The organism is Pseudomonas petroselini (genome assembly GCF_045037875.1).
GTDB classification, from domain to species: domain Bacteria; phylum Pseudomonadota; class Gammaproteobacteria; order Pseudomonadales; family Pseudomonadaceae; genus Aquipseudomonas; species Aquipseudomonas petroselini.
This window is the reverse complement of record NZ_CP173614.1, coordinates 5,813,121-5,826,024: the sequence shown is the minus strand read 5'-3', so window position 1 is coordinate 5,826,024 and position 12,904 is coordinate 5,813,121. Positions and strand designations below refer to the sequence as shown.

At 62.1% G+C, this 12,904-nt stretch carries 12 protein-coding genes and 1 riboswitch; of the genes, 11 read left to right on the top strand and 1 reads right to left on the bottom strand.

What is annotated here, in order from left to right:
- The first annotated feature begins 172 nt into the window (after nucleotides 1–172).
- The 5 genes from ACI512_RS26815 (at nucleotide 173) to ACI512_RS26795 (ending at nucleotide 4,750) form a co-directional block, all read left to right on the top strand.
- The gene (locus tag ACI512_RS26815; RefSeq protein ID WP_236380167.1) at nucleotides 173–1,213 is read left to right on the top strand and encodes a DUF2066 domain-containing protein; all 1,041 of its coding nucleotides are present in this window, start codon (nucleotides 173–175) and stop codon (nucleotides 1,211–1,213) included.
- 32 nt (nucleotides 1,214–1,245) lie between these two features.
- Nucleotides 1,246–2,319, top strand: a complete 1,074-nt coding sequence (locus tag ACI512_RS26810) for an AI-2E family transporter (RefSeq protein WP_064052705.1) — start codon at nucleotides 1,246–1,248, stop codon at nucleotides 2,317–2,319.
- 203 nt (nucleotides 2,320–2,522) lie between these two features.
- Entirely contained in the window at nucleotides 2,523–3,227 is a 705-nt protein-coding gene (gene hda / locus ACI512_RS26805) for a DnaA regulatory inactivator Hda (protein WP_015885245.1), read from the top strand.
- Nucleotides 3,228–3,436: 209 nt separating this feature from the next.
- Nucleotides 3,437–4,066 carry a C40 family peptidase gene (locus ACI512_RS26800; protein ID WP_236380170.1) on the top strand — a complete coding sequence of 210 codons (630 nt, stop codon included), beginning with the start codon at nucleotides 3,437–3,439 and terminating at the stop codon, nucleotides 4,064–4,066.
- Nucleotides 4,067–4,210: 144 nt separating this feature from the next.
- A complete protein-coding gene (locus tag ACI512_RS26795) occupies nucleotides 4,211–4,750 on the top strand; it encodes a C40 family peptidase (RefSeq protein WP_046036011.1) in 540 nt (179 codons plus the stop codon).
- Nucleotides 4,751–4,813: 63 nt separating this feature from the next.
- Here ACI512_RS26795 and ACI512_RS26790 read toward each other — a convergent pair whose 3' ends face one another.
- Nucleotides 4,814–6,127, bottom strand: a complete 1,314-nt coding sequence (locus tag ACI512_RS26790; RefSeq protein WP_064052706.1) for a sorbosone dehydrogenase family protein — start codon at nucleotides 6,125–6,127, stop codon at nucleotides 4,814–4,816.
- Between the two features lie 99 nt (nucleotides 6,128–6,226).
- Nucleotides 6,227–6,480: riboswitch (cobalamin riboswitch) on the top strand.
- 77 nt (nucleotides 6,481–6,557) lie between these two features.
- Here ACI512_RS26790 and cobO point away from each other — a divergent pair.
- Genes cobO through ACI512_RS26760 form a run of 6 tightly spaced genes read left to right on the top strand, consistent with a single transcriptional unit; the run spans nucleotide 6,558 to nucleotide 12,551 of the window.
- Nucleotides 6,558–7,169, top strand: a complete 612-nt coding sequence (cobO, locus tag ACI512_RS26785; RefSeq protein WP_015885241.1) for a cob(I)yrinic acid a,c-diamide adenosyltransferase — start codon at nucleotides 6,558–6,560, stop codon at nucleotides 7,167–7,169.
- The gene (locus ACI512_RS26780) at nucleotides 7,166–8,569 is read left to right on the top strand and encodes a cobyrinate a,c-diamide synthase (RefSeq protein WP_236380172.1); all 1,404 of its coding nucleotides are present in this window, start codon (nucleotides 7,166–7,168) and stop codon (nucleotides 8,567–8,569) included. The genes cobO and ACI512_RS26780 overlap by 4 nt, the downstream gene beginning before the upstream one ends.
- Nucleotides 8,566–9,216, top strand: coding sequence for a 5,6-dimethylbenzimidazole synthase (bluB, locus tag ACI512_RS26775; protein ID WP_015885239.1), 651 nt, complete (start codon nucleotides 8,566–8,568; stop codon nucleotides 9,214–9,216). Before ACI512_RS26780 ends, bluB begins: the two co-directional genes overlap by 4 nt.
- On the top strand, nucleotides 9,213–10,121 hold the full coding sequence (cbiB, locus tag ACI512_RS26770; RefSeq protein ID WP_236380174.1) for an adenosylcobinamide-phosphate synthase CbiB: 909 nt from the start codon (nucleotides 9,213–9,215) through the stop codon (nucleotides 10,119–10,121). Before bluB ends, cbiB begins: the two co-directional genes overlap by 4 nt.
- Nucleotides 10,114–11,103, top strand: coding sequence for a threonine-phosphate decarboxylase CobD (gene cobD, locus ACI512_RS26765; RefSeq protein ID WP_236380176.1), 990 nt, complete (start codon nucleotides 10,114–10,116; stop codon nucleotides 11,101–11,103). The genes cbiB and cobD overlap by 8 nt, the downstream gene beginning before the upstream one ends.
- Complete coding sequence (locus ACI512_RS26760) at nucleotides 11,100–12,551, top strand: cobyric acid synthase (RefSeq protein WP_236380178.1); 1,452 nt, start codon at nucleotides 11,100–11,102, stop codon at nucleotides 12,549–12,551. The genes cobD and ACI512_RS26760 overlap by 4 nt, the downstream gene beginning before the upstream one ends.
- Nucleotides 12,552–12,904 lie beyond the last annotated feature (353 nt).

Below are 12,904 nucleotides of genomic sequence, written 5' to 3'. Positions count from 1 at the left end.
GGGTCTGCTTCGGCGCGTATTAAGGTATAGCCTTTAACCCGCTATCGTTATGACAGTACGAAAACTTACCAAGACCCTGTGAATGTTTTACCGGTGGCTGTGGTCACAGCCTTGCCAAACCGAGTTCACGCGGTCTGTTCCAGCCGCTAAATTTGTCGTTCGGGAATCTTCCATGCGTCTGTGTAAATTCTTCTTTGTAGGCTGCTTGTCGTTGGTCAGCCTGGCGAGTCATGCCGAAACCCTCAATGGCCTTTATCAAGTACTCGAACCCGTCAGCAGCCAATCGCCGCAAGAGCGCGACCAAGCCACCCAGCGTGCCGTGCAGACCCTGGTGATCCGCCTGACCGGCGACGCCAAGGTCGCCGATGGCCCGGGCCTGGCGGCGGTTCGCAAGGACCCGCAACAAATCATCAGCCAATACGGCTACGACGCCGGCCCGCCGGAAAGCCTGCAAGTGGATTTCGACCCGGTGAGCACTGATCGCGTCCTGCGTGAAGCGGGCCTGTCGATCTGGGGCAGCAATCGGCCATCGATCCTCGGCTGGTGGCTGAACGACTCCACCGAAGGCAGCAGCCTGGTGGGCGATGGCCAGGCCGTGGCCCAGGCGCTGCGTCGTGCGGCACAACACCGTGGCCTGCCGCTGCGCCTGCCACTGGGTGACTTGGATGAGCAGGTGGTCGCCACCGCACCGAATCTGGAAAGTGCTGACGCCACACCTTTGCGTGCCGCTTCCGAGCGTTACGGCGCCGACGCCTTGCTGGCTGTGCATGCGCGCCAGGAAGGCAGTCAATGGCAAGCCAAATGGCGTTTGTGGTTGGGCGACAAGAGCGAGCAGGGCACCGTCCAAGGGGCCGACACCGGCGCCGTGGCGGATGCGGTGATGCTGGCGGTCAGCCAGAAGCTGGCGCCACGTTTTGCGGTCAAGCCGGGCGTGAGCACCGAACAACTGCTCGAAGTGCAAGGCATGACCCTGGAGCGCTATGCAGCGCTGGGTCATCTGCTGGAGCCTTTTGGCGGCCAGCCACAGTTAGTGGATGGCAATCGTATTGTGTATCGCGTCAACGGCAGTGCCGATCAGTTGCGCACCCAGTTGAGCTTGGCCAAGTTGCAGGAGATTCCGGCAGGCGAGGCGCCGGCCCAGCAACCCGTGACAGATGGCACACAGCCTGCGGTTGCACCTGAGCCTCAGGCGCAGCTGCGTTTTCGTTGGTAGAAGTTTTCTTCTTTATATAGGTGGAGTGGTATATGGCGGATACGCGTCGTTGGGTGTGGCTTGGCGGGATCGTCCTGCTGTGCGTTTTTGTCTTCTTGCTGCATTCGATCCTGACGCCGTTCCTGGTCGCGTTGCTGCTGGCCTACCTGTTCGATCCGGTGGTGGATCGCTTGGAGAAGGCCGGGCTGTCGCGGACCTGGGGGGTGGTGGCGGTGTTCGCGCTGTTTACCTTGATTATCACGGCGTTGGTGTTGGTGCTGGTGCCGATGTTGGCCAAGCAACTGTTCCGCTTGTATGAATTGGCGCCGCAGATGCTCGATTGGCTGCAGCACACGGCCATGCCGTGGGCCCAGGCTAAGTTAGGCCTGGCGGATGGCTTCTGGAAGTTCGACAAGGTCAAGGCGGCCATCAGCGAACACATGGGGCAGACCACCGATATCGTCGGTGTCATTCTCAGTCAGGCAACCGCATCCAGCCTGGCGCTGATTGGCTGGTTGACCAACCTGGTGCTGATCCCGGTGGTCGCGTTCTACCTGCTGCGCGACTGGGACATCATGATGGCCAAGATCCGCAGCCTGCTGCCGCGCAACCGTGAGGAGCGTATCGTCTCGCTCGCCGAGGAATGCCATGAGGTGCTCGGTGCATTCGTGCGTGGGCAGTTGCTGGTGATGCTGGCCCTGGGGATCATCTACGCGGCCGGCTTGATGGCCATCGGCCTGGAACTGGGCCTGTTGATCGGCCTGATCGCCGGCCTCGCCGCGATCGTGCCGTACATGGGCTTTGTGATCGGTATCGGTGCGGCACTGGTGGCCGGGCTGTTCCAGTTTGGCGGTGACCTGTATCCGATGCTGGGCATTGTGGCGGTGTTCATGGTCGGCCAGGCCCTGGAAGGCATGGTGCTGACGCCGTTGCTGGTAGGCGATCGGATTGGCCTGCACCCGGTGGCGGTGATCTTTGCGATCCTGGCGGGCGGGGAGCTGTTCGGCTTTACCGGCATCCTGCTGGCGCTGCCGGTGGCGGCGGTGATCATGGTGCTGGTGCGCCATGTGCATGATCTGTACAAGGATTCGGAAGTGTATACAGGGGTCGAAGACCCCGATCTGTAACCGCTTCTTTGCAAACCCGGCCCAGGCCGGGTTTGTTGTTTCTGGAGCAGCGGCGTCAAACAATCTGCGTAAATCCAACAAGTTAACGCAAACCTTTGATTTTGCTTGGGGTCTGTTGCATTGTGCGCCCGGCGTCACGGGTATAAACTTTGCAAACTTTACACAGAGGCCACTAACGGTTCGTTTGGAGCCGTTCAGTCAGCATGAAACCGATTCAGCTGCCCTTGGGTGTGCGTCTGCGTGATGACGCCACCTTTATCAACTACTACCCAGGCGCCAATGCCGCTGCACTCGGCTATGTCGAGCGGCTTTGCGAAGCCGACGCCGGGTGGACCGAAAGCCTGATCTATCTGTGGGGCAAGCACGGCGTAGGGCGTACCCACCTGTTGCAGGCCGCTTGCTTGCGTTTCGAGCAGATGGGTGAGCCGGCGGTTTACTTGCCTCTGGCTGAGTTGATGGACCGTGGCATCGGCATCTTCGACCACCTCGAGCAATACGAGCTGGTTTGCCTGGACGATCTGCAAGCGATCGCCGGCAAGGCCGATTGGGAAGAAGCGCTGTTTCACTTGTTCAACCGCTTGCGGGACAGCGGTCGGCGCCTGCTGATTGCGGCGTCCAGCTCGCCACGTGAGCTGCCGATCAAGCTGGCCGACCTCAAGTCACGGCTGACCCTGGCACTGATCTTCCAAATGCGCCCGCTGTCCGACGAAGACAAATTGCGTGCCTTGCAACTGCGCGCCTCCCGCCGCGGCCTGCACCTCACTGACGAGGTCGGGCATTTTATCCTTACCCGTGGCACGCGCAGCATGAGCGCGTTGTTCGACTTGCTCGAACAGCTCGACCAGGCTTCTTTGCAAGCTCAACGAAAATTGACGATCCCTTTTCTCAAGGAAACGTTGGGCTGGTAACTCGTTGAATTTACGGGTTTCGCCAGTTTTCAGGCGCCAGGAAACCTGCGTTTGAGCCGCGTTGGCTACGCATTTGAACCGATAAATGGAATTACGGCTTAGATGTCATAGTCCAATCGCGAAGTCACATAGATCACGATTGAATTTGCAAATCGATGTGATAGTGGGCATAGTCTCGACTTCTTTACATATCAGCCACGGTCGTGCCCATGCTAAATCGCTTCGCACCCCTCGTGCCTCTCGCACTCGTTACCCTGTTGTTTGGTTGCGCCTCCCACCCTCAGCAGGTGGCGGAACAGCAAAAACCACAGGTTCAAAATCAGGCAAAGTTCGTTGCTGCACAGTCTGCTTCTGTTTACGAAGAAGAAATGGCAACCGAAAAAGAGCTGGCCAACTTCGCCGGCAGCAAGCCTTATCAGCTTCCAGTGCTCGCCGACAGCATCCTCGAACGCGGCATGTCCCTGATCGGTACCCGTTACCGTTTCGGTGGTACCTCTGAAGCCGGTTTCGACTGCAGCGGCTTCATCGGTTACCTGTTTCGCGAAGAAGCTGGCATGAACCTGCCGCGTTCTACCCGCGAAATGATCAACGTGAATGCACCGTTGGTCGCACGCAACAACCTCAAGCCCGGTGATCTGCTTTTCTTCAGTACAGCTGGCCGTGGTCGAGTGAGCCATGCGGGTATCTACCTGGGCGATAACCAGTTTATCCACTCCAGCAGCCGTCGCAGTGGCGGTGTTCGAGTCGACAGCCTGGGTGACAGCTACTGGAGCAAAACCTTCATCGAAGCCAAGCGCGCACTCGCCATGGCCCCGACTACGGTTACCGCCAGCAAGTAAACTTAAAGTGATACTTGAAGTTTGACGTGTAAGCGCTAGAATCCTTGGACATTGTTGTAATCCGTTCGCGCGAGCTTTGCTTGCGCGTTCTGGTTTTCAGCGTTCGGCAGCGAAAGCCGCATCCAGACCAGGATTGTTCTGCACATGTCGACCTCGGCCCGCCTGATTCTTATTGTTTGCGCCGCGCTGCTCAGCGCCTGCGCAAGCCGTCCACCGCCGCCCGCGCCTGTCGCGGTGAAACCTAAGCCGGTGTTCAACTACTCCACCCAGAATTTCTCGCCTGCAGCCGAAGACGTGCTTTTCCGTGCGCTTGGCCTGGTTGGCACGCCGTACCGTTGGGGGGGTAATACCCCGGACTCGGGGTTTGATTGCAGCGGCCTGATTGGGTTTGTCTTCCGTGATGCTGCCGGGATCTCCTTGCCGCGTACCACCCGTGAACTGATCGTGATGCGCGCCCAAGATGTCAGCGAGCAGAACCTGCAGACCGGCGACCTCTTGTTCTTCGCCACCGGTGGCGGTTCCCAGGTCAGCCATGCTGGGATCTACGTGGGGGAGGGCCGCTTTGTGCACGCGCCGCAAACCGGCGGTACGGTGAAGCTGGATACCCTGTCCAAGGCGTATTGGCAGAATGCCTACCTGAGCGCCAAACGCGTGTTGCCGGCGAATCTGGCGCGTAATCCCTGAATTAAACCCAGGCCCAAAGGTGGGAGGGAGTTCAAACCCCCTCCCACATTGGTTTTGCGGTGTTTATTTAGCCGCCGACACGCGCCACACTTTATTCCCCACGTCATCCGCCACCAGTAAATCCCCCTGCTGATCAATCACCACACCTACCGGCCGGCCCATGGCTTTCTCATCCTTGTCGAGGAACCCGGTCAGCACGTCCACCGGCTGTCCTTTGGGCTGCCCACCTTCGAACGGCACGAAGATCACCTTGTAGCCACTGTGCGGCTTGCGGTTCCACGAACCATGCTGGCCGATGAACGCGCCGTGGCTGAATTGCGCTGGAAGCTTGCTGCCCTCTGCGAATGTCAGGCCTAACGACGCCGTATGCGGGCCTACCGCGTAATCCGGTGCAATCGCTTTGGCCACCAGGTCGAGATTCTGTGGGTTGACGCGCACGTCTACATGCTGGCCGTAGTAGCTGAACGGCCAGCCATAGAAGGCGCCATCCTTGACCGAGGTGATGTAGTCCGGCACCAGGTCGCTGCCGATCTCATCGCGCTCATTGACCGCTGTCCACAGCTTGCCGGTCTGCGGTTCCCAGGCCATGCCGTTGGGGTTGCGCAGGCCGGAGGCGAAAATGCGGTGCTGGCCGCTGGCGCGGTCCACTTCCCAGATCGCCGCACGGCCCTGTTCCGCTTCAAGGCCGTTTTCCCCCACGTTGCTGTTGGAACCGACACTCACGTACAGCTTGCTGCCATCCTTGCTGGCCACCACGTTTTTCGTCCAGTGGTGGTTCAACGGCCCGCCTGGCAGGTCGACCACCTTAGTACCGGCTTGCTTGATCGCGGTTTCGCCCGGTTGATAGGGAAAGCGCAACAGCTTGTCCGAGTCCGCCACGTACAGGTCGTTGCCGACCAGTGTCATGCCAAAGGGCGAATTAAGATTTTCCAGGAATACCGTGCGGGTTTCCGCGACGCCGTCGTGGTCGGCATCACGCAGCAGTGTGATGCGATTCGGGCTCGGTACCCCGGCACCGGCGCGGCCCATGACCTTTTCCATGACCCAGCCACGAATGCCTTTGGAATCATCCGGCTTGGGTGGCGCGTTGGTTTCCGCCACCAGCACGTCGCCGTTGGGCAGTACATACAGCCAGCGCGGGTGATCGAGGCCTTCGGCAAACGCCGCCACCTGAGTGCCGGCAGCGGCGGTTGGCTTCACGCCTTCGGGCCAGCCGATGGCGGGCGCGATATTCACCGTGGGGATCAGGGTTTTGTTCGGTTCCGGCAATTTGGGCGAAGGCCCGGTGCCGTCGGAGACCTGGAGGGTGGAGCTTTCACCGCAGGCGGCGAGGGTGCCGGCGACCATGATGAGTAGGGCAAGTCTGGTTTTATGCATGGTGTTCTCCTTAATACCTGTAAGGGTAGAGGAGGTAGCCGAGGCGTTGGTTCAAGTCCAAGGCCAGCTTTAATTGACGCTCCACCCCCAACCCACTAACCTTCGCGGCTTGTTCCAGGTGCTCCGTGACCCATGGGTCGACGGAGTGAAACAGGGAAGCCGGTGAGTGAGCGCACTTGTACACAGTGCTGCCGCAATTCCGGCGCTGCCCCCGCAACGGTAAATGAGTCAAGACGGTGCCTTTTGCCACTGTATCGCCAGCGATATGGGAAGGCGCACCTTCGGCCTGCCTGCTTGATTAAAGCAAGCGCCACTCATGAGCCCGGAGACCGGCCTGAAACATCCAACAGCATCACGGTGGGCGATGCTTGGCTGTCTGTGTTTCTTTTTCCTGCCCGCCGTTTTTGTCCAGCCCCAACGGAGAGCTGCCATGACCGATTCCCCCGAACGCGACGAACGCCATCTGGCGCGCATGCTGCGCAAAAAAGCCGTGATCGACGAACGCATCGCCAATTCCCCCAACGAATGCGGTTTGCTGCTGGTATTGACCGGCAACGGCAAAGGCAAGAGCAGCTCCGCGTTCGGCATGCTGGCACGGGCCATGGGTCACGGCATGCAGTGCGGTGTGGTGCAGTTCATCAAGGGGCGCAACAGCACCGGCGAAGAATTGTTCTTCCGCCGCTTCCCCGAGCAAGTGCGCTTCCATGTGATGGGCGAAGGCTTCACCTGGGAAACCCAGGACCGCCAGCGCGACATCGCCGCCGCCGAAGCCGCCTGGGCGGTTTCCCGTGAATTGCTGCAAGACCCGACCATCGGCCTGGTGGTGCTGGACGAATTGAACATCGCCCTCAAGCACGGCTACCTAGACCTGGACCAGGTCCTCAGCGACCTGCAAGCCCGCCCGCCGATGCAACACGTGGTGGTCACCGGCCGTGGCGCCAAGCCTGAGTTGATCGAAATGGGCGACACCGTCACCGAAATGGGCATGCTCAAGCACGCGTTCCAGGCCGGTATCAAGGCACAGAAGGGCGTCGAACTTTGAATCAGCCCCGTCATTGCCCGGCCGTATTGATCGCCGCACCGGCGTCCGGCCAGGGCAAAACCACCGTTACCGCCGCACTGGCCCGTTTGCACCGCAACCTGGGGCGCAAGGTGCGCGTGTTCAAATGCGGCCCGGACTTCCTCGACCCGATGATCCATGAGCGTGCCAGCGGTGCGCCGGTGTATCAATTGGACATGTGGATGGTCGGCGAGCAGGAAAGTCGCCGTTTGCTGTGGGAAGCGGCAGGGGAGGCGGACCTGATCCTCATCGAAGGCGTGATGGGCCTGTTCGACGGTACACCCTCGAGCGCCGACCTGGCGCGGCACTTCGGCGTGCCGGTGCTGGGTGTGATCGACGGCACCGCGATGGCGCAGACGTTCGGCGCCCTGGCGTTGGGCTTGGCGCGTTATCAGCCGGACTTGCCGTTCGCGGGCGTGCTGGCCAACCGCGTCGGCACCCTGCGGCATGCGCAATTGCTTGAAGGCAGCCTCACCGAAGGCTTGCGCTGGTACGGCGCATTGTCCCGCGAGACCGGTATCGAATTACCCAGCCGCCACCTCGGCCTGGTGCAGGCCAGTGAACTGAATGACCTCGATGTGCGCCTGGACGCCGCTGCGCAAGCGCTGGGCAGCAGTTGCGAAGTGGCCTTGCCGCCCCCCGTGACCTTTGCCGCGCCGCAAATGATCCACGCTGAGCCGTTGCTCAATGGCGTGCGCATCGCTGTGGCCCGCGACGAAGCCTTTGCCTTTACCTACGGCGCCAGCCTCGACCTGCTACGTGCGATGGGGGCCGAGTTGAGCTTCTTCTCGCCGATCCACGATCGCGAATTGCCTGACGCCGACAGTCTCTATCTACCGGGTGGTTACCCGGAGTTGCATCATCAGGCGCTGTCGGAAAATACCTCGATGCTCGACGCCATCCGTGCCCATCACGTGGCCGGCAAACCCTTGCTCGCCGAGTGCGGCGGCATGCTCTACCTGCTCGACTCGCTGACTGACGTCGAAGGCACCCGTGCCAAACTGCTCGGCCTGCTGCAGGGCGATGCCGTGATGCAAAAGAAACTGGCGGCCCTGGCGCTGCAAAGTGTCGAGTTGCCGGAAGGCACCCTGCGCGGCCATACCTATCATCACTCCCTGACCAGCACCGAGTGGCAACCGATTGCCCGTGGCCTGAGCCCCAACGGTGGGCGCGGGGCCGAGGCGGTGTATCGGCAGGGGCGGATGACGGCTTCCTACGTGCATTTTTATTTCCCGTCGAATCCGGCCGCGGTGGCCGCCTTGTTTGCGCCGGACCTTGAGACCGCCATCGCAGGCAAGCCAGCTCCCACCGCGACAGTGTTCACAGATCAACCTGTGGGAGGGGCGGTGCGAGGATTCGACTTGCCCGCGAAGAGGCCATGACCGACAACGCCTTCCCCGAGGCCGACCGCCAGGCCGTCTACCGTGCCATCGCCGAACGCCGCGACATGCGCCACTTCAGCGGCGGCACTGTCGCCCCCGAATTGCTCCACCGCCTGCTGCAGGCCGCGCACCAGGCCCCCAGCGTTGGCCTGATGCAGCCCTGGCGCTTTATCCGCATCAGCGACCGCGTGTTACGTAGCCAGATTCAACAGTTGGTGGAGGAAGAGCGCGTGCGTACCGCTGAGGCCCTGGGCGAACGCTCCGACGCGTTCATGAAGCTCAAGGTCGAAGGTATTCACGATTGCGCCGAAGTGTTGGTGGCGGCGTTGATGGACGATCGCGAGCGGCACATCTTCGGCCGGCGTACCTTGCCGGAAATGGACATGGCGTCGTTGTCCTGTGCAATCCAGAACCTGTGGCTGGCGGCCCGCGTCGAAGGCCTGGGCATGGGCTGGGTGTCGCTGTTCGAGCCTCAGGCCCTGGCCGATCTGCTGGGTTTGCCGCCCGGCGCGAAACCCTTGGCCGTGCTGTGCCTGGGACCAGTGGACGCGTTCTACCCGGCACCGATGTTGCAGCTCGAAGGCTGGACCGAACCTCGGCCATTGAGTGACATGTTGTATGAGAATGTGTGGGGAGTGAGTCAATGAGTGTGGCCTTGCTGTGTGTCGCTGCCGTGGCGCTGGACGCGCTGCTGGGTGAACCGAGGCGCTGGCATCCGCTGGTGGCGTTCGGCAATTTCGCCGGGCGCATCGAGCAACGTTTCAACAGCGGCGGTCGCGGCTGGCGCAGCCATGGCGTGACCGCGTGGGTGATCGCCGTGGTGCCGTTGACGCTGCTGGCCACCGCCTTGTCGTGGGCGCCGTATATCGGTTGGGTCCTGGAGATCCTGGCGTTGTACTGCGCACTCGGCATGCGCAGCCTCGGCGAACATGTGGTGCCCGTGGCCCAGGCCCTGCGCAGCGATGACCTGGAGCAAGCGCGCAAGCGTGTGAGCTACCTGGTCAGTCGCCAGACCAGTGAGTTGGACCGCACCGAAGTTGCCCGCGCCGCCACCGAATCGGTGCTGGAAAACGGCAGCGATGCGGTATTCGCCGCGATTTTCTGGTTTGTGGTCGCTGGCGTGCCGGGCGTGGTGCTTTACCGCCTGAGCAACACCCTGGATGCCATGTGGGGCTATCGCAACGAACGCTTTGAACGTTTCGGCTGGGCGGCGGCAAAAATCGACGATGTGTTGAACTACATTCCCGCGCGCCTGGTGGCGTTGACCTACGCCGTACTCGGCAAAACCCGACTGGCGCTTCAATGCTGGCGCACTCAAGGCCCGACGTGGGACAGCCCCAACGCCGGTCCGGTGATGGCTGCCGGTGCCGGCGCCCTGGGCGTGGAGCTGGGCGGCGCGGCGATCTATCACGGTGAAGTGCACCAGCGCCCGCCATTGGGCGAAGGCCCGGCGGCGGATGCCGATTCCATCGACCGGGGCTGGCAACTGGTGCAGCGCGGCGTATGGTTGTGGCTGCTGATCCTATGTGCGGGGGCGCAATTCTATGCTTGAACACGGTGGCCGGCTGCGCAAGGCAGCGATTCAGTACGGGATAGCCGAAGCCAATTGGCTTGACCTGTCCAGCGGCCTCGCGCCCTGGCCCTGGCCGATTCCCGAGATCCCTTTGCGCGCCTGGGCGCGCCTGCCGGAAACCGACGACGGCCTGGAGCAGGCTGCCAGCGAGTATTACGGCGCTGCGCACCTATTGCCGGTGCCGGGCTCCCAGGCGGCCATCCAGTTGCTGCCACGCCTGCGCCGTGCCGGTAAGGTCGGGGTGTTGTCGCCGTGCTATGCCGAACACGCCGAAGCCTGGCGCCGTGCCGGTTACGTGGTGCGCGAAGTGCAGGAGCAGGAGGTCGACTTCTTTCTCGATAGCCTCGACGTGCTGGTGGTGGTCAATCCCAACAATCCCACTGGCCTGAGCCTCACCCCGCAACGCTTGCTGGACTGGCATTCGCGGCTGGCCCGGCGCGGCGGCTGGCTGGTGGTGGACGAAGCCTTCATGGACGTCACCCCGCAACTGAGCCTGGCGGGCCAGGCGCATCAAGTCGGCCTGATTGTGCTGCGCTCGTTCGGTAAATTCTTCGGCCTGGCCGGCGTGCGACTGGGCTTTGTATTGGCCGAACGCAAGCTGCTCAAGCTGCTCGCCGAACAGGTCGGGCCTTGGGCCGTCAGCGGCCCGACGCGGGTGCTGGGCCAAGTGTGCCTGCGCGACACCGCCGGGCAGGCGCGGCAACGCGTGCGTTGCATCGAGGCGGGACAGCGCTTGTTCGCCTTGCTTGAGCGCCACGGCTTTCAACCCCAGGGCGGCTGCGCCTTATTCCAATGGCTGATCACGCCCCACGCCGAACGCCTGCACGAATTCATGGCCCAGCGCGGCATCCTGCTGCGCCTGTTTGTTCACGACAGCAGCCTGCGTTTTGGCTTGCCCGGCACTGAGGTCGACTGGCTGCGCCTCGACGAGGCCCTGGCCGCCTATAAGGAAGCTGCATGAGTACGCTGATGGTGCAAGGCACCACCTCCGACGCCGGCAAAAGTACCTTGGTGACGGCGCTGTGCCGCTGGCTGATACGCCAGGGCGTGGCGGTGGCGCCGTTCAAACCGCAGAACATGGCGCTCAACAGCGCGGTGACGGCCGAAGGCGGCGAGATCGGTCGCGCCCAGGCGGTGCAGGCCCAGGCCGCCAACCTGGCGCCGCACACCGATATGAACCCGGTGCTGCTCAAGCCCAACAGCGACACCGGCTCCCAAGTGATCATCCATGGCCGCGCCGTGACCAGCATGAACGCGGTGGCCTATCACGACTACAAAGCCATCGCGATGCAAGCGGTGCTGGCCTCCCACGCACGGTTGAGCGAGGCCTACCCGGTGGTGATGGTAGAAGGCGCAGGCTCTCCGGCGGAGATCAACCTGCGCGCCAATGACATCGCCAACATGGGCTTCGCCGAGGCGGTGGATTGCCCGGTGCTGCTGATCGCCGACATCAATCGCGGCGGTGTTTTTGCCCACCTGGTCGGCACCCTGGAATTGCTGTCGCCCACGGAACAGGCGCGGGTCAAAGGGTTCATCATCAACCGTTTTCGCGGCGACATTGCATTGCTGCAACCGGGATTGGATTGGCTGGAAGCACGCACCGGCAAACCGGTGGTGGGCGTATTGCCTTACGTGATGGACCTGCACCTGGAAGCCGAAGACGGCATCGACCGGCGTCAGATCGACAAGGCGGCGCAGGTGCTCAAGGTGGTGGTGCCGGTGTTGCCGCGTATCAGCAACCACACGGATTTCGATCCGCTGCGCCTGCACCCCCAAGTGGATCTGCAGTTCGTCGGCCCAGGCCAGCCGATTCCTGCCGCCGACCTGATCATCCTGCCAGGCTCAAAAAGCGTGCGCAGTGACTTGGCCTATCTGCGCGCCAACGGCTGGGAAACCGCCGTGGCACGGCACCTGCGCTATGGCGGCAAGGTGCTCGGTATTTGCGGCGGTTTGCAGATGCTCGGCGAGCAGGTGCATGACCCGCTGGGCCTGGAAGGGTCCGCCGGTTCCAGCGATGGCCTGGGATTGCTGGCGTTCAGCACCACGCTGGAAGAAGAGAAGCAGCTGCGCAACGTGCGCGGGCGTTTGTTGCTCGAGGATGCGCAGGTCAGCGGGTATGAGATCCATGCGGGCGTGACGACCGGCGATGGCTTGTCGAATGCTGCGGTGTTGTTGGATGACGGGCGCAGCGATGGCGCCCAGAGTGCGGATGGGCAGATCCTTGGCACTTACCTGCACGGCTTGTTCGAAACGGCGGCGGCGTGCAGTGCTTTGCTGCGTTGGGCGGGGTTGGAGGATGTGCAGGCAGTGGACTATCACGCCTTGCGCGAGCGTGATATCGAGCGTTTGGCTGACTTGGTGGAAAACCATTTGGATACTGAACTGTTACGTGAGCTATGTGGGATTTGACGCGATTCCTGTGTGGGAGCTGGCTTGCTCGCGAAGGCGTTGGGTCGGTGTGCATATCCATTCCTGCGGTAACGGCTGCTGGTGGTTCCGCTCTTACAGCGGGTCACTTTTGGAAGAGCCCAAAAGTAACCAAAAGGCTCTCGCCCCACCACTCGGTGCCTCGCCTAGGCTCGGCATGCCCTCACTCCGGCTTTGGAGCGTGGGCCGCCGCGATGGGCCATCCTTGGCCCAGCGCGGCTAACCCGGCGTCCTGCCGGGTTACCCACGCTCCAAAGCCTGCGTTCGGCCAGCGTGGTTTTACGGGGCGCCAGAGATCAAAATCAAAAGCCAGATCAAACGCGGATCTGCTTTTC